This window comes from Loktanella salsilacus, assembly GCF_024206795.1.
GTDB classification, from domain to species: domain Bacteria; phylum Pseudomonadota; class Alphaproteobacteria; order Rhodobacterales; family Rhodobacteraceae; genus Loktanella; species Loktanella salsilacus.
Window position 1 is genome coordinate 260,020 of sequence record NZ_CP072995.1, and the last position, 19,943, is coordinate 279,962.

The following is a 19,943-nucleotide window of genomic DNA, read 5'->3' on the forward strand; positions in this document are numbered from 1 at the left end:
GGTCCTACTGAACATTTGCATTTAATTGACCTAACCTAGATTATTTGCGCGTAGCGTGCGGTTTCGAAATCCTGCACGTTTAGGATAGCGCTGCTCATGTTCTTTCAGGTAATGGCGCGCAACTTCTATCTCTCCAACATCAAGCGCTAAGTTGATAAGCGCTTCTAGCGGGCCACCTTTTGATGTTGGTAGATTGTCGGCGTCAACTAAAAGGTCGATAGCTGTTCCTGTGTCCCCAATTTGGACGTGAGCCTGCGCCAATAACAGCATTAAATCAGTTGACCGTGTCACAAGATCAGGGGCACCTTCCGCAGCGGTAATGACGCCGTGGTAATCCTTGGCCTTGGCCGAAAGCCGCATGGTCGCGGCTACATTATGGGCTATACTTTGTTCGCCGTCGATGTTTGTCGGGTCCGTTATGTATTGGTCAATGACGTTTGCCATAATGGATGCAACAAGGTCTGGCGATACATGGCGAAAATCGTCATCCTGCCATGCAACGTCCGGATTTGAAAGCATCACAAATTCATAGGATGGGAAGTAATCGATATTATCAGAGTCCCGAATAAACGCATCAATTGCAGCGCGTTGGACTGACTTTGAATATGTATTGGCGACCAAAACATCCATGTCACGAAAGGTCGATAGTAACGGGACGGGTGATACGGTCAGCAACATGCGCAGCGGTTTTGTGCGATGTTTTTCCAAAAGTTCCTGAATATCATGCAGGCCGCTTAGTACCTCCTCGTAACTTAATACTCGGAATTCAAATCTGTCCGGCTCTGCATTTACGAGCGCAAGAGGTGGAGAGGTGTTGATGTAAATGCCAAGCTTAGTATCAAACCAAGTTTCTACATAGCCGAGAGTCACGACGACAATATCGGCGTCGGCAACGCGTGCAAGTACATCAAGATATTGTGTGCGAAAAGCCAATATAGCTTCGACTGGAAATTCGAGCTTTGCCAGTCCTAATTGTAGATCTGCATACCAGCTCTTTCCCTCGACGTGATAGAGGATGTCGGCGCCGGGAAAGGTCTCCCTTTCAAGCGCCCATTTCAGATCGTTATATATGGAGTGGACGGAGTATTTGTTGAAAAAGTTTGGCGTAAACCCTCGGCTATCACCAATGATGCCTAGATCGACTTCATGGCTAGTGACCTGCATGCCAGCATTGATCAAAGCCACTTCAAGACTGCGCGCAAAGCAGGACCCAATGGTAAAAAACGACTCATCAGGTGAAATTTGAAACGAAGGTCGACCGACGGGTGTCGCTGTAGGGCGCAACCTGTTTGCACCAAGATTTGGTGATGGGTATCGACGTTGTGGATTGGATTTTGCGCGCTCGTAGGCTTCTTTTGCAGAGACCTGTTCGATGTTGCGGCTCATGTCAGGTCCTCTTCGCAAAGCGTATGCATAACGTCATGGCTTACGTCGGGAAGGTTTTAATCCCCCGCCACCCAACGGTAACGTTAAGCTGCCAGAGCAAAAAAATAACTTCCATGCATGCCACGACAATATCTTGGATATTCTGCCGTGAAGCTACTTTTGCATCCTCTCAAGCAGACGCGCTTTCATTTGACCTTTCAGTGGTCTCTACTATGTCATTTTTTTCCAAAAGAGCGGTCTGTTTATTAACGAAGTCCGCAATTTTGAAATATCCGGTGCGCGTATAGTGATCGCTGTCAGCAAATTCGTCCGCTTCCAGTAATTTGTCTACGTCAATGAAATGAGTGTTTTCCGTCGTTTCACAGAAATTGCGGCACATTGCATTAAACGCCAGGCGCATGTCCTGCGTACGCTCTGCCTGTTGTCCATGCTGTGTGGCAGATCCTAGAATGAACAACGGCACACCTGGCGTCCTGCAAGCATCAGCGTGAACAAAGGATTGTCTCGTAAGCTCAAGTCTTTCTTCTAGCGCCAATCGGCGATGGAACATTTCTTTCGAGAACCGCATCGCGGTGTCGGGATCCTTCATCAACTTCTTAAAACGGCGAGGCGGAACCGTGCCCCAGTATTTACCGCCGAATTCATTGCCGCCATAAGTGAACAGCAAGTCGGAAGGGATCGAAAAATACATAGACAGCAGTATGAGGTCGGCCGCCGCCAACGATTTATCGAGATCTAGCATTTCCTCATAAGTGTAGCCAATAAAGCGTTGCAGGGACTTATTGTGCTTCAATGCCATGTCGCGAGGATTGATAAAGAAACCAACATCGTCGTAGCGCACAAGCATTCCCTGATCATCCTGCTTGTTGACGTATTCGTCACGGTTCGTTCCGCAGTAAAAAGAGACTTGCAACAAGTCGCAGCCGCCAACCATACAAAGGCGGCGCTCTTCTTGTGGGTCTGCTGTTGTTTCGAAATCGGTAACTTGCGTTATCCAATCTACCGGCTCCGTCAATTCGCCCGCTACAGGACCGACGATTTTAAATTCAGGCCGACCAAGATAATCCCAGACCCATTGTTCCACACCCATGTTAAGGGTGCGGCAGGAAAACGTAAGGTGGTGCACCGTTGTGCCGGAAAACTTTGTGCGCACAGCAAAGAAGCCGACGGCACCGTAATCACCGTATCGGTCTTGGACTTCGATCAGTCCCGCATGCATCCCAGAGACGGCAAGAAGATCATCGAAATCCTTACGCTCTTGCGCGGTGTTTGCGCGTACTTTGGTAAAGTTCAGTTGATTTGTGCGGTTCAATAATTCTAGCACACGGTCCATGTGGTTTTCCACATCAGTCACAATGCGGATCTTAATCTCGGATTGTTTCAGAAATTCAGTGTTAGAAAGTCCAGTCTCGGACTGTTCGGACTGCTTCTGCTCCATCACCTTATACTGTTTAAGGCGGGAATGATTGCTATCTTCTTTGCCTTTAAATTCGGGCAAGTCCAGTAAACCGGTCATATCGCCAACGGCTTCGACTGCCATAAGCTTGGGGCTAAAGAACACAGCTTCTTCGAGGTTTAGGTGGTTATCATCTAGAAATACCACGTTTTCATCGCGCAGACCCATGTCCTTTACCATTTTTGTGATGGCCTGCCCCTTGGGCGACCATGCGATATGGGGGAAAACGAATAGATCCCAAATGCCTAGTTTTTCAATGGCAGCTTTTGCCTGATCGAAATCGTTTTTAGAACAGATCGAACACATGATTCCGCGGTCAACTAGAGTGCGGATCATCGCAATGTGCGATTCAATTTGAACGATACCTTCTTCTGAAAGCGTTCCCTGCCAAAACGTTTCATCCAGATCCCAGATGACGAGTTTGACAGATGCCTTAACATTCTCAAAAGATGGGGTTTTCACGCGCTTACTTCCTGCTTGATCAATCTTCGAACGTCTGGGGCCACAGTCTTGTTCACTTGAGGAACTAACATAACGCCATGTTCGTCTCAATCAGGTTCGCACCGCAGCCTTCGGGTTCAGTATCAGTGGTTTGCGGCAAGATGTTGGCGGCTTTGCGTCTGTAACTTTCAAAACACACGCATTTTTCCGGATCAGTCCGACATTCGATACACTGTATCGGGATGACTACGCCCGGTGCGGGGCAACGGGCGTAGTCAGGGGTTAAGCTGATTGCATGTTTAGCGCTTGGCCGTCGAAAGTGCCGGTCATTGCGGCGTCCGCCAGTACGGCTGCAACGTCTGCACGTGCGGCCTTGGCGGAAACATCAACTTTCTCGCCAAGGATGACGTCGCCGCTGGGATCATCGTCGGTCAGTGCGACGGGGCGAATGATCGCAAAGGTCAAGCCAGACGCCTTTAGGTGTTCATCGGCTTCGTGTTTGGCCTTCAGATAATGTGCGAGATCGCCCGACGGATTTTCTTGGTCTGCACCGACAGAGCTTAGCATCACAAAGCGGGACGCGCCGGCCTGTTTCGCCAGATCAATCAAACGTTTCGCGCCGTCCCGGTCGACCTTGTCGGTCATGTCCGGCCCCGTTTTTCCGCCAGAGCCTGCGGCGAAGATCACGACATCTGCGCCGTCGCAAACGCCGTCTTGCAGGTCAGTCAGGTCGCCTTGGCGCAGGGCCGTGCGTTCGGGCAGGTCCGACGTGTCAGAGCTTTCGCGCACCAGCGCGGTGACGGTATGTCCGTGGTCCAGCAAGTCTTGGGTCAGTAGCAGGCCGGTTTTGCCGGTCGCACCGGCGATAAGAATATTCATGGTCATTGTGTTTTCCTTCTGTGTCATTCCGCTGGCGGGGCCATTGGCCCGGCAGAGCGTGTCGCGGCGATGGAGCCGGGCTGCTGTTGCAGCGCGTCCCAATAGGCCGCGATCCGAGGGTGGTCATTCAGCAGGTTTAGTCGCGCAAGCAAGGCGATGATGTAGGACATCTGGATATCGGCCAGCATGGCCTTTTCGCCAAGCAGTAGCGGGCCATCGCCAATGGCCTGCGTGATGTAGTTTAGGTGTTTGTCCAGCGCAGCCTTTGCTTGATCCGGCACGGGCTTGCCTTGAAACGCGGGCATGATTGCTTGCAGGGCGACTTCGGCGAAAGAGGCTTCGACATAGTCGAACAGCGCCTCGTGGTGCCAATAGTCAGCTGTGCCCTTTGGCGGCGTGTGGGTGTCATCGTCAAACTTTGCCGCCAGATACCGCAGGATCGTGGCGGATTCCGCAATCATGTCACCGTCGTCGACGATCACCGGCGATTTGCCCAAGGGGTGAACCTTGGACAGATCGGGCGGCGCACGAAATTCTTCGGTGCGGTCATAGTCGATCCGGTTGCATGGCTGCCCAAGGTCATCGAGCAGCCATAGCACGCGGGTCGCGCGGGAGTATTTCAGGGCATGTAGGGTGATCATGGCAGATATATCGCTTTCACGTTGACGAATTCCTTCATGCCAAAACCGCCGTGTTCGCGGCCATAACCCGAGTCTTTGACGCCGCCGAATGGCATGTTCGGATCGGCAGCCCCGTAAGAGTTGATGCGGATCATTCCCGTCTCAAAATGATCGCGGGCCAGCTTTAGCGCGCGGTCCTTGTCCTTAGAGAAGATCCCGCCGCCAAGGCCATAACGGCTTTCATTGGCGATGCGCATGGCGTCAGCGTCATCTTTCGCCCGGATCACGGCTGCGACGGGGCCAAAGATTTCATCATCATAAGCAGGCATGCCTGGGGCAACGTCGACAAGTACGGTGGCAGGGTAGTAGGCACCTGTGCGGTCGGGAGCTTCGCCGCCGCAAAGCGCCTTAGCACCCTTGGCAATGCTGTCGTCGACTTGATCCTTGACCGTCTTGAACTGATCCTCGCTGGACAACGGTCCAAGCTGGCTGTCTTTGGCGGTTGGATCGCCCAGCTTGATCGCTTTCATCTGATCGACAAAGGCCGAAACAAAGGCGTCATAGACCTTATCCGTCACGATAAACCGCTTGGCCGCCACGCAAGTTTCACCGTTGTTATAAAGGCGCCCCATGACAGAAAACTTTACCGCAGTTTCAATATCGGCGTCTTCTAGCACCAGATAGGCGTCGTTCGAGCCCAGTTCCAACACTGTCTTTTTCAGCGCTTTGGCGGCGACTGCGCCGACGTGGCGACCTGCGCCGTCGCTACCGGTCAGCGTCACGCCGCGGACCAGGGGGTGCGCGATCAATTTGTCGCTGGTGTCATGGTCGATCAGGATGACTTGAAACAGATCCTCTGGCAGGCCCGCCTCGATGCATAGCTCGCGCAGGCGCAGGCCCGATCCGGTGCAGATGCTGGCGTGCTTCAGCACGCAGCCGTTGCCCGTCATCAGGTTGGCGGCAAGCACGCGGACCGGCTGATAAAGCGGAAAATTCCACGGTTGGATCGAATAGATCACGCCAAGCGGCTGATAGCTGACAACGCCGCGTTTGCCGTCTTTGCCATAGGTGCGGTCTTCGTCCGCCAGCGCGTCCGGGCCGTTCTTGGCGGTGTATTCAAAGATGGCGGCGCAGATTTCAACTTCACGCTGGCCATCAATCAGCAGTTTGCCGGTTTCTTGCGTCATCAGCGCAGCCAGCTTGTCGGCGTTGTCGCGCAGCTTTTGGGCGATCTTGTTTAAATAGGGCGCGCGTTCGGCGTGGGAAAACTTGCGCCATTCCAGAAATGCAGCGTGAGAGGCTTCCAGCTTTGCGGTTGCTTCGCCTTCGGACATCAGCGGGTAGGTCGCGATGGTTTCGCCGGTGGCGGGATTGGTTGTTGTGATCGTAGACATGACGTCTCCTTCAGTAATTACTAAAGGAACGATGCGGCTGGCTGGTAAGTTCCGGATACCGCGCGGGGCGCGTGTCACGAAATCGTAAGAATACTGAAGCTTTAGCCGAAAGTCAGCGCGCCATAGGTCGCGGCGACCCGGGCCATCAGGGCATTTGGACTGAAGCTGGACCAATCATATTCCGCAGCAAACAGCACCGTTTCACCATCAACATCAAGGTGGTCCACGCGGACGCGGTCACCGGGTCGCGGGATCGATGCGCCGTCATCTGCTGTGATGCGCCAAACACTCCCCTGCGGGAACCGATGAGCCAGCGCTATGCTGTCTGTTCCAGTACGCAATTGCCTAAAGCCGCGAATGGACAGGGTTTCACCGCCAAGGGTGCGGTCCATAACGTCGATTTCCGCAGTGATATAGCCCACCATGCGGTCAAAACGATCGCTCGCGCCCGTCTTGCACCACGGCGCGCCGTGGGGTGCAGGCGCATCGCCAAGCTCTGGAAAATGAATGCCCGAAAGCCCGCCATGGCAAACGCCAAGCAGTTTCTGGACGATCTGGCAGGCTTGGTGGATGTCGTCGCATGCCACCGCTGCTTTGATCGTGCCAAAAAGACTGGGCGCGATTTGTGGCTGTGTCATCGTCATCATCCAATGCTGCTATCCAAGACCCGATAAGGCCTGGATGTGCAGAGAATATGCAGAACGCTGCAAAGCTTTGATAAACGATAAAAAGGCTGTCTTTTGTATCAGGCGCTAAATGACCACCCGTCCAAAAACTGCCCCGGGCCATAGGTAGCCGAAGGCAGGGCAGTATCAGCCGCCAAAGCTACGGCTGTTGGAAAAGGAGCTTGTGCGCGACGAACCGAACCCGCCTGTCGCCTTGACCGACGCGCGTGACATCGGCGCAGAGGCAGCCGCTGCGGGGCGGAAGTTTGACGCGGACATCTTGGCGCTGCCCTTGTTGCCGTTCAGCACGGTGCCCCCCGATGCGGTCGCGTATTTGCCAGCGGAATCGCGATACAGCGGCTGGGTCTGGGCGCGGTTGTTGCTCAGCATGCTGCCCATCAAATAGCCGGCCATCAGAGGCATGAACATCGACCCGCCGCTGCTGGACTGCTGCGCGACGCATTCGCCGCCATGCTGCTCTTCGCACAAGGCAAGTTCGTCATAGCGCGGTGCGGTGCGTTCGTATTCGGTCAGCGCCTCAGCGAAAGCGGTATCGCAATCCTCAACCGTAAAGATCTGCGTGCCATCCTTGGCGGCCTCTTCACAGGACGCCAAATCTGGGAACGCATTCGCGTCGACCTGCTCGTCTTGGCAGGCCGCCAGCGCAAAGGCCGAGGCACCAATGAAGATGGCGGGCATGATGCGTGATCGTTTCAAAGCGCGTGCTGGCGTCATGATGTTTATCCTCTGCTCGCTCGGTCTGTGTCCAAAGGTGATATAGGTCGCTTTACGGCTGAATGAAATGCGGTTTGAACCGGCTTAAGTTTTGCGTGATCCGCGATTGGTCTTCGCGCAGGCCCATGCCAACGCAAGTTTGTCCCACAATCCACGCGCCAATAATCGGGTGGAAGCCGTCGAAATTGGGCATTTCCGCATAGGCTTGAACGATCATCGGGTGATCGGCGTAGTCCTGATCGGTCGATTTCTCGATGATCTGATCGCCGCGCTGGATGGTCACGCTCGCCCCTTCGCGGCCAAAGATTGGCTTGGTGACGGTGCCTTGGGACAATACGTCTTGCGCGCGCTGCACCGCATCGGTGCCTGCTGCAACCTCGTCCGCGAAAAAGCTGGGCAGCAGGTTGGGGTGGCCTTCAAACATGCGCCACAGCACGGGCAGCAAGCCCTTGTTTGATACGGTCGCCTTCCACGCAGGTTCGATGAATTGGCAGCCAGAGGTGGCGAGGTGATCCGCGAAATCGTCGCGCAGCAGGTCTTCCCACGGATAAAGCTTGAACAGTTTGCCAATCACGCGGGAGTCGGCATCAGCGAACTGGCCCGCATCCGTGACGCCAATCTGCGCCAGATCGACAAAATGCGCGCCCATTTCTGCGGCGCGCGCCGCGTAGGCCATCGTTTCGACGGTGGCGTAGTCTTCGATCAGCTCTTGCACGGCGGTGAAGTGGATGTTGGTGTCTTTGGGATATAGATGCGCAAAGCGGGCGGTCAGCGCCTCGAAGATCCCGTTGAACTGGTCGCTGCCCGCAGGCAAGCCGCCGCTGGCGACCATGTCCTCCAGCCAGTCCCACTGGAACGACGCGCTTTCAAACAAGGCAGTCGGGGTGTCGGCGTTGTATTCGATCATCTTGGCGGGGCCAGTGCCGTCGTAGATCAGATCGAAACGGCCATAAAGTTCTGGCTGGGCGGTGTGCCAGCTGTCAGCGACCAAATCCCAATGCGCGCGCGGGATGGCAAGGCGTTCCATCAACTCTTCGGATGCGATGATATGCGCGGCCGCCTCGCGGCACATGGCGTGCAATTCGGTCGCGGGGTCCTCGATGTCGTTTTCGACTTGGGGCAGGGTAAAGGCATAGGCCGTGTCCTCGTCCCAATAAGGCTCGCCATACATGGCATGAAACGTGAAACCAGCGTCTTTGGCCTTTTGCGCAAGGTCGGGGCGTGCGCCAAGGGCGATGCGTTTCATGGTGCGGCTTTCTATATTGTCAGTGCTCAGATGCCATCTAAGCGCTAAAAGGTCCGAACCCAAGGCATGCGGTCAGAGTTGACAGCGCAGCGATGTCCTGCCACCGATGGTATACCATTTACCAGAGGTTTTCCCATGACACAGACGCTGGCCATCGGCCCCTATAACTCTGCAGACCGCGCCGCGCTGGTCGATGCTTTCGATGCCACCGTGCTGGACGGGCCAACTGGTTTGGCCGACTTGGACGCTGATGTGCGCGCCGGGATCACTGCAGTTGCCTATATGGGCCATCACGCCTTTGGCGCGGCGCAGATGGATCTGCTACCGGGGCTTAAGCTGGTTGCCAATTACGGCGTTGGCTATGATGCCATTGACGTCGCCGCAGCTGATGCGCGCGGGATTAAGGTCACGAATACGCCGGACGTGCTGAACGATGACGTGGCAGATTTGGCCATTGCGATGTGGCTGATGCAAGGGCGCCAGATGCGCGCGGCAGAGGCGCATGTGCGCAGCGGCGACTGGGCCAAAAACGGGCCAGTGCCATTGAATCGTAAACTATCTGGCGGGACGGCTGGGATCATGGGCATGGGCCGGATCGGACGCGATATTGCCGACCGCTTGGCGGCGTTCAAGATGGACATCCACTATCACGCACGCAGTGAAAAAGATACGCCCGGCTGGACCTATCACGCAGACCCGGTGGAACTGGCAAAGGCCGTGGACTTTATGTTTGTCGCTTTGGTCGGCGGACCCGCGACAGAGAAATACGTCTCTGCTGAGGTGATTGCTGCGCTGGGGCCGAAGGGCGTGATCGTCAACATTTCTAGGGGATCGGTCATCGACGAAGAGGCGCTGCTGGACGCGCTGGAAAGCGGCGCAATCGCAGGCGCCGGGCTGGATGTGTTTGTTGGAGAGCCGCAGGTCAACCCGCGGTTTTTGAGCTTGGAAAATGTCGTACTACAACCGCATCAGGGGTCGGGCACGGTGCAGACCCGCGCGGCGATGGCGCAGTTGCAGCGCGACAACGTCGCCGCGCAACTGAAGGGTGCGGCACTGCTGACACCGGTGAACTGAGCGGTTTAGGCAGCTTTTGACGAAAGTTATGAAGGAAGAGGGGGGCTCTGCCCCCCGGCTTCGCCTTCCCCCCGAGGTATTTTTGACCAGAAGAAGACTTACGGCTTATCGTCGGTCAGATAGTGGCGGATGTTGTCTTGAAAGCTGTCGTCGGCGGTCAGGCCAAGGCGTTTTGCCTTTTCGGCGTGGATGTCCCAGCGCCAGCCCGACACGATGCGCTGCACGTCCGGCTGCGGAGTCCAGTCGATCAGCGTGGCTGGACCGGGGCCTGCGACGTCGGTCATAGCGGCGATCATTTGCCCGATGCTCCACGTCCGGCCGGGCATCTGCATGACGCGGTTTTGACCAAGGTCAGCGGCGTCAAGGTTTGCGCCTTTGATCAGGTTTTCGATGCATTTGCGCGGTGACAGGTAGTAGTGTTCGAAATCTGCCGCGACGGGACAAGTCGCACGTTGGCCGTTCAGCGGCTCGCGCAGGATGGAGGACATGAAGCCGGATGCCGCACGGTTGGGTTTGCCGGGCCGGACCGAGATTGTCGGCAAGCGGAAGGCGCGGCCGTCGATAAAGCCTTTGCGCGTGTAGTCGTTGATCAGGATTTCCCCGATGGCCTTTTGCGCGCCGTAAGAGGTTTGCGGGTTCGGGTAGCTGTGATCGCCCAGCGGATCGACCGCTTCGCCGCCATAGATCGCGATGGAAGAGGTGAAGACGACGATTGGCGTTGTGCCAAGGATGCGGCAGCGTTCCAGCACGTTGTATGTGCCAAATAGGTTGATGGACATGCCGGCGTCGAAGTCTTCCTCTGCATGGGACGACACGATGGCGGCGAGCAGGTAGATCACGTCGATTTTGTCGGTGACGGTCGCGGCGACGGATGCCGGATCGGCAATATCGCAGCGCGCGGTGGCGACGGGAAATGGCGCGTCGATCGAGGCCGGGTCGTTGATATCGGCTAGTGTCAACTGGGTGATCGGCGTCCCGCGCAGGGTGCCGTTTTGTGCCAAGGCGCGCGCTAGTTTTTGACCGATCAGGCCGCCGCCGCCGATGATAAGGATATTCATGGGGTCGCTCCGCTTTGGTTTAGGTTTGCCACGAGGGCGAGGATGACGACGGCCAGCATCGCTGCGGCCATAACGCCGTTGATGCGGCGCTGCGTGCGCGTTGTCAGGTTCAGGCGATGCAGGCTGGCACCTGCGTAAAGCCAGACCAGATGGATCGGGATCCAGATCAGGTTCATGATGAGGAGCTTCGATGCCGTCTCGAACATCAGGTTTTCGGGGGCGTAGGCGAAATTCGCCATCAGGGTCGTGTTGACGGCATAGGCCTTCGGATTGATCAGTTGCAGCGCGATGCCGGACCGGGTGCCGGGCGCGCGGTCTGCGGTGATGAAGGCGATGCGCGATCCGGCAAAGGCAATCTTGGCCGCGAGGTAGATCAGGTAACCCAGCGAGGCGGCCATCAGCAGGTAGCGCAGGGACGGCACAGCGAGGATCAATGCGGCTAGGCCAGTGATAACCGCCAGAAGCACAAGGTTGGTGCCGATAAACAGCCCGGTCAGGTACCGCAGGCCAGCGCGAAAGCCGAAGCCAGCGCCAACGCCAGCGGTCGACAGAACGCCCGGACCGGGGGTGCCGACTAGGAACAGGACTGCAGCGGCAAAGGTCAACATTGGCCGAAGACCAGTTGCACCTTCATGGCGCGGGTCCGGTCGTTCGCTGTGGCAAATGCTTCTTCGAAGTCGGCGAGCGGGAAGCTGTGGGTCAGTAGGGGCGCGGTGTTGATCAACCCGTCCTGCATCATCTTGACCGCCAGCGCAAAGGCGTCGTGAAAGCGGAATGATCCCATCAGAGACAGCTCTCGGGCCGTGATCATCATCATCGGCAAGCTCATGTCGCCGGACAGGCCAAGCTGCACGATCTTGCCGCGCGGTCGCAGGGTCGCGATGCCAGAGGTCAGGGCAGGCTGCGCGCCGGAGCATTCGAAGAGCACGTCCAGCGTCCCTTTGCCCGTGCTGCAAGGGGCCAGCGCATCGGGGTCGGCCGCCGTGTTCAAGGTCACATCGGCACCGCATTGGCGGGCGATGGCCAGCACCGGCTCAGTGATGTCTGTGGCGATGATCTGCGCTGCGCCGGCGCGGCGCGCGGCAAGGATCACGAGGATGCCAATAGGACCACAGCCGGTGACTAGCACGCGCTTGCCCAGCATGTCGCCCGCGCGGCTGACGGCGTGAAGCGCAACGGCGAGAGGTTCGGCCATGGCAGCTTGAGAGGCGTCTAACCCCGTGGCGCGGACGCATTGTGCGGCATCGGCAATCAGGGTGTCGCGAAAGGCCCCTTGGATATGGGGAAAGGGCATAGCGGAGCCGTAGAACCGCATATTCAGGCACTGATTGGGCAATCCGCGCAGGCATTCGGTACAAGCGCGGCAGGGCCGAGAGGGCGAGACGGCGACGAGATCGCCGACGGTAAGGCAGGTCACATCAGGGCCAAGCTCTGCCACTTCGCCAGCGACCTCGTGCCCCAAAATCATCGGTTCGCGCAGTTTGATCGCGCCAAAGCCGCCGTGGTTGAAATAATGCAGATCGGACCCGCAGATCCCCCCGCGTTTCATGGCAATGCGCACTTGGCCCGGGCCGGGGGCGGCGTCCGGGGTGTCAGTCAAGCGCAGGTCGCGGGCCGCGTGGGCGAAGAGGGCGCGGGGCATGGGGGCCGTCCTTGCATCGGGGAAATAATGGTATACCATTTCATCAAGGCGGTTTGACGACGCGTTGTCAAGCGCGCCAAATGATATGAATCGGGGGAGGTCCCATGGAATTGTTTGATCTGACCGGGCGCACCGCGCTGGTCACTGGATCCTCATTGGGGATCGGTTTCGCACTGGCACGCGGGTTGGCACAAGCGGGCGCGCGGATCGTCCTGAATGCGCGGGACGCAGGCCGGCTGGCCGAAGCGGCGCAGGTGCTGCGCGGCGAAGGGTTCGCAGTTGATACGCTGGTGTTCGACGTCACGGACGCAGCGGCGGTAAAGGCCGCGGTTGACGGTTATGAACAAGAGCGGCCCATCGACATTCTGATTAACAACGCCGGGATGCAGCATCGCGGGCCGCTGGAAGATTTCGAAGTTGACGCTTTTGACCGCCTGATGCGGACCAATGTGAATTCAGCGTTTTATGTCGGACAGGCCGTGGGGCGGCATATGATTGCCCGCGGCGCGGGGCGGATCATCAATATCGCCTCTGTGCAGACCGCTTTGGCGCGGCCCGGCATCGCACCCTACACCGCGTCAAAGGGGGCGATTGCGAACCTGACAAAGGGGATGGCGACAGATTGGGCCAAGCACGGTCTGAACTGCAACGCGATCGCGCCCGGCTATTTCGACACGCCGTTGAATGCGGCGCTGGTGGCGGATGCAGACTTTAGCGCTTGGCTGGAAAAGCGCACGCCTGCCGGGCGTTGGGGCAAGGTCGAAGAGCTGGTCGGCGCGGCCGTATTCCTGTCGTCCAAGGCCAGCAGCTTTGTAAACGGACAAACGATTTTCGTGGATGGCGGCATTACGGCGAGCCTGTAATCGCCGGATTTCGAGGGAGGATGAGCAATGAGTAAGCCAAAGATCGGGTTTATTGGCCTGGGATACATGGGTCACGGGATGGCCAAGAACCTAATGCAAAAAGGTTATCCGTTGTGGGTCAAAGGCAATCGCAATCGCGCGCCAATCGACAGCTTGATCGGCATGGGCGCGACCGAGGTCGCCACTGCGCGCGAGATGGCGCAGGTCTGCGATATCATCCACCTGTGCCTAAGTAACTCGCCGCAGGTCGAGGCGGTCTTTGACGGACCAGACGGGATTTTGGCAGGGGCGCGCGACGGCTTGATCGTGATCGACACGACGACGGCTGATCCGGTGTCCACCGCCAAGCTGGCGGAGGCTTTGGCGGCGAAGGGCGGCACGCTGGTCGATGCGCCGCTGGGACGCACGCCGAAAGAGGCTGAGGCTGGCACGCTCGACGCCATGGTTGGCGCGGATGAGGCCGTGTTTGCGCAGGTGTTGCCTGTGATTGAGTGCTGGGCGGGGAATATCAGTCATGTTGGCGGGCCCGGGACCGGGCACAAGATGAAGCTGCTGATGAACTTTATATCTATGGGCTATGCGTCGCTCTATGCCGAGGTCACGGTGCTGGGCGCGGCAGTGGGCATTCCGCCAGCCAAGGTGCGGCAAGTGATCGGGAGCAGCCGTTTGACCAACGGGTTCTTCGAAAGCTTCATGACATATGCCGTTGACCGCGAAGAGGTGCACAAGTTCACCATCGCCAATGCGGCCAAAGACCTGCGATATGTCGGGGCGATGGCGGATGCGGCGGGGCTGACGACGATCATGGCCTCTGCTGCAAAGCAGTATTTCGCGCAGGCCGAGGCGTCGGGTCACGGTGCTGATTTTGTGCCCTCGATCACGGATAGGGTCGGGGCGTTGAACGGGCTTGATATGGCGGCCGAGGCAAAGAAGTAGCAATTTTTCTGCGAAAAATCTTGGGGGCCAGCCCGCCGGCGCTGTGCGCCGTGCCCCGGATATTTTTGACGAGAAGAAGGGGCGGGCGCGGGCTGCGCGAATTACGCTTGCATTTGGTATACCAAATTGACAGCTTGCAAACAGACATCTGGGGAAGAGGTGAAGCCATGACAGATACACGCGCAAACAAGCGGTTCCGGTCGCAGGAGTGGTTCGATAATCCGAACAATCCGGGGATGACGGCGCTGTATCTGGAAAAGTATCAGAACGGCACGTTCAGCGCGGAAGAGCTGCAAGCGGACCGGCCGATTATCGGCATCGCCCAGACCGGTAGCGATCTGGCCCCCTGCAACAAGATTCACGTCTTCCTCGCCGACCGGATCAAGGCGGGCATTCGCGACGGCGGCGGGATTCCGATGGAATTTCCGGTTCACCCTATTCAAGAGACCGGCAAACGCCCGACAGCGGCGCTGGACCGCAACCTTGCATATCTGTCCTTGGTCGAGGTGCTGCACGGCTATCCCATCGACGGAGTCGTGCTCACGACGGGCTGCGACAAGACGACTCCGGCGATGCTGATGGGGGCGGCAACGCTGGACCTGCCTGCAATTGCGCTGAATGGCGGGCCGATGCTGGACGGCTGGTGGAAAGGCAAGCGCGCAGGATCCGGCACGATCATCTGGGAAAGCCGCCGATTGCTGGCGGAAGGTAAGATTGATTATCCCGAGTTCATGAAGCGCGCCTGCGCCTCTGCCCCGTCGCTTGGGCATTGCAACACGATGGGCACCGCAAGCACGATGAACGCGATGGCAGAAGCCTTGGGGATGACCTTGACCGGATCGTCCGCCATTCCCGCGCCGTTCCGCGAGCGAATGAACATGGCCTATGAGACCGGAAAGCGCATCGTGCAGATGGTGCTGGATGATCTAAAGCCGTCGGACATCATGACGCGCGAAGCCTTTGAAAACGCAATTGTCGTGAATACCGCCATTGGCGGTTCCACCAATGCGCCGCCGCATCTGGCCGCGATTGCGCGGCATGTGGGCGTGGCGCTGGATGTGAAGGATTGGGAAACCGTCGGCTTTGACGCGCCGCTTTTGGTGAACATGCAGCCTGCCGGCGAATACCTAGGAGAGAGCTTTTTCCGCGCGGGCGGTGTGCCTGCGGTGATGGGCGAGTTGGCCAAAGCCGGGATGCTGCACATGGGCGCGATGACCGCCAGCGGCCAAACGGTGGGCGATGCATTGGCCGGGATCGAGAGCGAGGATCTGGACGTGATCCGCCCTGTGAGCGATCCGATGCGGACAAAGGCGGGGTTCCTTGTTCTATCGGGCAACCTGTTTGATAGCGCCCTCATGAAGACCTCTGTGATCTCTCCTGATTTTCGCGCGCGCTATTTGTCGACGCCGGGGGCAGAGGGAATTTTCGAAGGCCGCGCCGTCGTGTTTGAGGGGCCGGAAGATTACCATGACCGGATCAACGATACCGATCTGGGGATCGACGCCGAGACGGTTTTGTTCATTCGCGGTGTTGGTTGCGTCGGTTACCCCGGCAGCGCCGAGGTGGTGAATATGCAGCCGCCTGATGCGCTGATCCGGCAGGGTATTAACCATCTTCCGACTGTCGGGGATGGGCGCCAAAGTGGCACGTCTGAAAGCCCGTCAATCCTGAACGCCTCGCCAGAGGCGGTTGTTGGCGGGGGCCTTGCGCTGCTTCAAACCGGTGACCGGGTACGACTGGACCTGAATGAAAGCCGTCTGGACGCGCTGGTTGATGACGCCGAATGGGCGCAGCGACGCGCCGATTGGGTGGAACCGGTCCTGCATCACCAGACGCCTTGGCAAGAAATCTACCGCAAACATGTGGGGCAGTTGGCCCAGGGCGGCTGTCTGGAACTGGCGACGGCCTATCAGCGGATCGCCCACGATCTGCCGCGCGACAATCACTAAGGGGGAGTTTACATGCCAAGCATTATCATTACGGGCGCAGGCTCTGGCGTGGGCCGGGCGACGGCGCAGGCGTTTATCGCGGCGGGCTGGGATGTGGGGCTTGTGGGCCGCAGAAGCGCGCCTTTGACCCAGACAAAGGGCGACAGCAACGCGCTGGTCTTGCCCTGCGACGTGACTGACGCGGCAGCCGTTGATGCAGCCTTCGGCAAGGCGCTGGCGGCTTGGGGCCGGATTGATGCGCTGTTCAACAACGCAGGCGTCAGCCTGAAAGGCGCGCCGATTGACGAGCTGGCCGTGGATGACATTCGAAACCTTATAGATGTGAACGTCATGGGCGCCGTGATCGCGGCACGAGCGGCCTTTGGCATCATGCGCAAGCAGGACCCGCAAGGCGGACGCATCATCAATAACGGCAGCGTTTCGGCCTCTGTGCCGCGCTGGGGATCGGCACCTTATACGCTGAGCAAACATGCGATTACCGGGCTGACGCGGACGTTGTCGCTGGACGGGCGCGCGTTCAACATCGCCTGCGGGCAAATCGATATTGGCAATGCGCTGACGGATATGGCGGTGGCGATGACCAAGGGCGTGCCGCAGGCGGATGGCAGCATGGCGGTCGAGCCTGTGATGGACGTGGCGCATGTGGCGTCTTCCGTGCTGCACATGGCGCAACTGCCGCTGGACGCAAACGTGCAATTCATGACGGTGATGGCCAGCGCCATGCCCTTTATCGGGCGCGGATGATGGAAATGCAGGGTCAAATTGCCGTCGTCACAGGGGCTGCGCAGGGCATCGGATATGCCGTGGCGCAAGCGCTGACCGCGCGCGGCGTGCGCGTTGTCAGCTGGGACATGGATGCGGCGAACATCGCCGCGATGGAGGGGCTTGGCGGCACAGCGATAAGTTGTGACATCACCGATCTGGCCAGTGTGCAGGCGGCATATGCTGCAACCTGCGACGCGGTTGGTGTTCCGCTGATCTGCGTGAATTCTGCCGGGATCGCAGGGCCGAACGCGCCTGTTGAAAGCTACGATCCGGCGGCGTGGCAAAAGGTGATCGACGTCAATTTGACGGGTACCTTTAACGTCAACCGCACCGTGGTGCCGGGGATGAAGGCGGCGGGTTACGGGCGCATCCTAAACGTCGCCAGCATCGCGGGCAAAGAAGGCAACCCCAACGCCTGCGCCTATTCTGCGTCCAAGGCGGGCGTCATTGCCTTGACGAAATCGCTGGGTAAAGAACTGGCAACGCTGGATATCGCGGTCAATTGCATCACGCCCGCCGCCGCGCGCACGCGGATTTTCGATCAGATGAGCCAAGAGCATATCGACTATATGCTGTCCAAGATCCCGCGCGGCCGGTTTCTAGAGGTGGCAGAGGCCGCCAAGATGATCGTCTGGGCGGTATCGCCAGAGAACTCTTTCACCACAGGCGCAGTGTTCGATCTGTCCGGCGGGCGCGCCACGTATTGACGCGCGGGCTTGTGTGCACCGCGCCGCTGCCGCAAAATACGCGGTAGTGCAAAAGCGAGGCGGCAGGCGTGAAACAGGATCTCTGCCTTGGGGTGGACGGCGGCGGCAGTGGCTGCCGTGCGGCGCTGTGCGATGCGCAGGGCCGCATCGTTGGAACGGGGCATGGCGGGCCCGCCAACGCGACGAGCGATTTTGATGGGGCCTGCAGCAATATTGCGGATGCCATTGCGCAGGCGATGGATGCCGCAAGTGCGGACATGAACCATGTCGCTGGGGGCTTTCTGGGGCTGGCCGGGATGCGAAAGCCGTGCCAGGCGCAGGATATGACCGCTCGGCTGGGACTGCTACGCTGCACAGTGACAGAGGATCGCCCTTCGATGATCACTGGCGCGCTGGGGGACCGGGATGGCGCTGTCGCCGCGCTGGGAACGGGGAGCTTTGTCGGTATGGCGCGCGGCGGCACAGTGAAGGCTGTCGGCGGTTGGGGCTTGCAGCTATCCGATCACGCCAGCGCGGCTTGGCTGGGGCGTGCGGGGCTCAGCGCGACCTTGGAAGCGGTTGACGAAATGCAGCCGATGGGGCCAATGGCGCAGGCGGTATTGGCGCGCTGGGATGGCGATACGGATGCCATCGTGGATTTTGCCGGGGCGGCGCGACCAGCGGATTATGGTGCGCTGGCCCCGGTTGTGACAGAGGCGGCGCAAGCCGATCCCGCAGCCGCCGCGATCATGGCGCAAGCGGCAACGTGGATAGAGCGGGCCCTGCTTGCCTTGGGCCATGACGATCGTTTGCCACTGGTGATGACGGGCGGTCTGGGCACCGCATTGCGGCCTTGGATGGCGCGCGCTGGACGGCAGTTTTCTGATCCGGCGGGCAGCGCATTAGACGGGGCGCTGTTGCTGGCGCGGCGCGGCGCATGGGGTTGATTGCGCTGACAGGATGCGACGTGCATGACGGCACGCGGCTGCATCCCGCTGCCGTGCTTGTGGTACAGGACGGCGTCTGCGGCGGAATTGCAGCGCAGGTGCCACAGGGCGCGCAGGTGCGGGCGATGCCGCCGGGCATCCTTGCGCCGGGGCTGGTTGATTTGCAGGTCAATGGCGGCGGAGGCGTCATGTTCAACGACGCGCCAACGGCAGATACCCTGCGTACTATGATCGCCGCGCACCGCAGCCTTGGTACCAGTGCGATGCTGCCGACGCTGATTACGGACACGCCCGATGTGACACGCGCTGCGATTGCCGCCGGGGTTGCATTGCCCGACCTGCTGGGTTTGCACCTAGAGGGGCCGCATCTTAGCGTCGCCCGCAAAGGGGCCCATGCTGCCGGCCTGATCCGCCCGATGACACAGGGCGACCTGAACGACCTTTGCGATGCCGCAGGTAAGCTGCGTAACCTGATGGTGACGGTCGCGGCAGAGACGGTCACGCCAGACCAAATTGCGCGACTGACGGCGGCAGGGGTCATTGTCTCGCTTGGTCATTCGGACGCGGACTTCGACACCTGCGCGGCGGCCTTTGCCGCCGGCGCACGTTGCACGACGCATCTGTTCAACGCCATGAGCGGACTGGGCCACCGCACGCCGGGGCTTGTCGGCGCGACGCTTGACGGGGACGGGGCCGCGGGGATCATTGCTGACGGTATCCATGTGCATCCTGCCGCCGTGCGGGCGGCGGTGCGGGCTAAGGCGCGGGGCGCGTTGTTTCTGGTGTCCGACGCAATGGCGGTTGCGGGCACGGATCAGACCGCCTTTGCGCTGAATGGCCGTCAGATCACACGGGCGAAAGGTCAACTGACGCTGGCGGACGGCACCTTGGCGGGCGCCGATTTAAGCCTGCCGCAGGCGATTGCCTTTATGGTCGCGCAGGGCGCTGTGACGTGCGAGCGTGCAATTGCCATGGCAACATCTGCCCCCGCCAGCGTGCTGCGCGTGGCTGGGACTGAGGGGCGCTTGGCGGCCGGGCAGGCCTGCGACGTTGTGCATTTCAGTCCCGATTTACGGACGGCGCGTATCCTAGATCTTTGACAGGTTTCTAGTTTCTAGGCGAACACTGAAAAAAGCGGCGCAACTTGCGGCAGGTTAAGGCCTTAAGAAGTTGTGATCGGCGCAAGGGTTGTTGCGCGCGT

General features: G+C 59.0%; 19 protein-coding genes. 8 read left to right on the forward strand and 11 right to left on the reverse strand.

The window, feature by feature from the left end; genetic code table 11:
* Window positions 1-30 precede the first annotated feature (30 nt).
* The 8 genes from KBW81_RS17605 to KBW81_RS17640 all read right to left on the reverse strand — a co-directional run bounded on the left by KBW81_RS17605 (window position 31) and on the right by KBW81_RS17640 (window position 8,822).
* Window positions 31-1,386, reverse strand: a complete 1,356-nt coding sequence (locus KBW81_RS17605; protein WP_254249087.1) for a GSCFA domain-containing protein — start codon at window positions 1,384-1,386, stop codon at window positions 31-33.
* A gap of 169 nt (window positions 1,387-1,555) precedes the next feature.
* Window positions 1,556-3,304, reverse strand: a complete 1,749-nt coding sequence (locus tag KBW81_RS17610; RefSeq protein WP_254249088.1) for a hypothetical protein — start codon at window positions 3,302-3,304, stop codon at window positions 1,556-1,558.
* 261 nt (window positions 3,305-3,565) lie between these two features.
* Window positions 3,566-4,162, reverse strand: coding sequence for an SDR family oxidoreductase (locus KBW81_RS17615; protein WP_254249423.1), 597 nt, complete (start codon window positions 4,160-4,162; stop codon window positions 3,566-3,568).
* Between the two features lie 23 nt (window positions 4,163-4,185).
* Window positions 4,186-4,803: a glutathione S-transferase family protein gene (locus KBW81_RS17620; RefSeq protein ID WP_254249089.1), complete on the reverse strand. Its 618-nt coding sequence runs from the start codon at window positions 4,801-4,803 to the stop codon at window positions 4,186-4,188.
* The gene (locus tag KBW81_RS17625) at window positions 4,800-6,176 is read right to left on the reverse strand and encodes an NAD-dependent succinate-semialdehyde dehydrogenase (RefSeq protein WP_254249090.1); all 1,377 of its coding nucleotides are present in this window, start codon (window positions 6,174-6,176) and stop codon (window positions 4,800-4,802) included. Before KBW81_RS17625 ends, KBW81_RS17620 begins: the two co-directional genes overlap by 4 nt.
* A 101-nt stretch (window positions 6,177-6,277) precedes the next feature.
* Complete coding sequence (locus KBW81_RS17630; protein ID WP_254249091.1) at window positions 6,278-6,814, reverse strand: hypothetical protein; 537 nt, start codon at window positions 6,812-6,814, stop codon at window positions 6,278-6,280.
* Window positions 6,815-6,988: 174 nt separating this feature from the next.
* The gene (locus KBW81_RS17635) at window positions 6,989-7,576 is read right to left on the reverse strand and encodes a DUF1190 domain-containing protein (protein WP_254249092.1); all 588 of its coding nucleotides are present in this window, start codon (window positions 7,574-7,576) and stop codon (window positions 6,989-6,991) included.
* Between the two features lie 52 nt (window positions 7,577-7,628).
* Window positions 7,629-8,822, reverse strand: a complete 1,194-nt coding sequence (locus KBW81_RS17640; RefSeq protein ID WP_254249093.1) for a glutathionylspermidine synthase family protein — start codon at window positions 8,820-8,822, stop codon at window positions 7,629-7,631.
* Between the two features lie 135 nt (window positions 8,823-8,957).
* Here KBW81_RS17640 and KBW81_RS17645 point away from each other — a divergent pair, with 135 nt between their 5' ends.
* A complete protein-coding gene (locus KBW81_RS17645) occupies window positions 8,958-9,896 on the forward strand; it encodes a 2-hydroxyacid dehydrogenase (RefSeq protein WP_254249094.1) in 939 nt (312 codons plus the stop codon).
* A gap of 98 nt (window positions 9,897-9,994) precedes the next feature.
* Here KBW81_RS17645 and denD read toward each other — a convergent pair whose 3' ends face one another.
* Genes denD through KBW81_RS17660 form a run of 3 tightly spaced genes read right to left on the reverse strand, consistent with a single transcriptional unit; the run spans window position 9,995 to window position 12,596 of the window.
* A complete protein-coding gene (gene denD, locus KBW81_RS17650) occupies window positions 9,995-10,954 on the reverse strand; it encodes a D-erythronate dehydrogenase (RefSeq protein WP_254249095.1) in 960 nt (319 codons plus the stop codon).
* On the reverse strand, window positions 10,951-11,562 hold the full coding sequence (locus KBW81_RS17655) for a LysE family translocator (RefSeq protein WP_090188958.1): 612 nt from the start codon (window positions 11,560-11,562) through the stop codon (window positions 10,951-10,953). The genes denD and KBW81_RS17655 overlap by 4 nt, the downstream gene beginning before the upstream one ends.
* The gene (locus KBW81_RS17660) at window positions 11,556-12,596 is read right to left on the reverse strand and encodes an L-idonate 5-dehydrogenase (protein WP_254249096.1); all 1,041 of its coding nucleotides are present in this window, start codon (window positions 12,594-12,596) and stop codon (window positions 11,556-11,558) included. Before KBW81_RS17660 ends, KBW81_RS17655 begins: the two co-directional genes overlap by 7 nt.
* A 104-nt stretch (window positions 12,597-12,700) precedes the next feature.
* On the opposite strand from KBW81_RS17660, the gene KBW81_RS17665 reads away from it, so the two are divergent.
* The 7 genes from KBW81_RS17665 (at window position 12,701) to nagA (ending at window position 19,842) form a co-directional block, all read left to right on the forward strand.
* Window positions 12,701-13,459: an SDR family oxidoreductase gene (locus KBW81_RS17665; protein WP_254249097.1), complete on the forward strand. Its 759-nt coding sequence runs from the start codon at window positions 12,701-12,703 to the stop codon at window positions 13,457-13,459.
* A 27-nt stretch (window positions 13,460-13,486) separates the two neighbouring features.
* Window positions 13,487-14,395, forward strand: coding sequence for an NAD(P)-dependent oxidoreductase (locus tag KBW81_RS17670; RefSeq protein ID WP_254249098.1), 909 nt, complete (start codon window positions 13,487-13,489; stop codon window positions 14,393-14,395).
* A 167-nt stretch (window positions 14,396-14,562) separates the two neighbouring features.
* Entirely contained in the window at window positions 14,563-16,344 is a 1,782-nt protein-coding gene (locus tag KBW81_RS17675; RefSeq protein WP_090188951.1) for an IlvD/Edd family dehydratase, read from the forward strand.
* A gap of 12 nt (window positions 16,345-16,356) precedes the next feature.
* Window positions 16,357-17,088 (forward strand): SDR family oxidoreductase, encoded by a 732-nt coding sequence (locus KBW81_RS17680; protein ID WP_090188950.1) that lies wholly within the window; start codon window positions 16,357-16,359, stop codon window positions 17,086-17,088.
* The gene (locus KBW81_RS17685; protein WP_254249099.1) at window positions 17,085-17,816 is read left to right on the forward strand and encodes an SDR family NAD(P)-dependent oxidoreductase; all 732 of its coding nucleotides are present in this window, start codon (window positions 17,085-17,087) and stop codon (window positions 17,814-17,816) included. Before KBW81_RS17680 ends, KBW81_RS17685 begins: the two co-directional genes overlap by 4 nt.
* 68 nt (window positions 17,817-17,884) lie before the next feature.
* Window positions 17,885-18,742 (forward strand): glucosamine kinase nucleotide-binding domain-containing protein, encoded by an 858-nt coding sequence (locus KBW81_RS17690; RefSeq protein ID WP_254249100.1) that lies wholly within the window; start codon window positions 17,885-17,887, stop codon window positions 18,740-18,742.
* Window positions 18,733-19,842: an N-acetylglucosamine-6-phosphate deacetylase gene (gene nagA, locus KBW81_RS17695; RefSeq protein ID WP_254249101.1), complete on the forward strand. Its 1,110-nt coding sequence runs from the start codon at window positions 18,733-18,735 to the stop codon at window positions 19,840-19,842. The genes KBW81_RS17690 and nagA overlap by 10 nt, the downstream gene beginning before the upstream one ends.
* The last annotated feature ends 101 nt before the right edge of the window (window positions 19,843-19,943 follow it).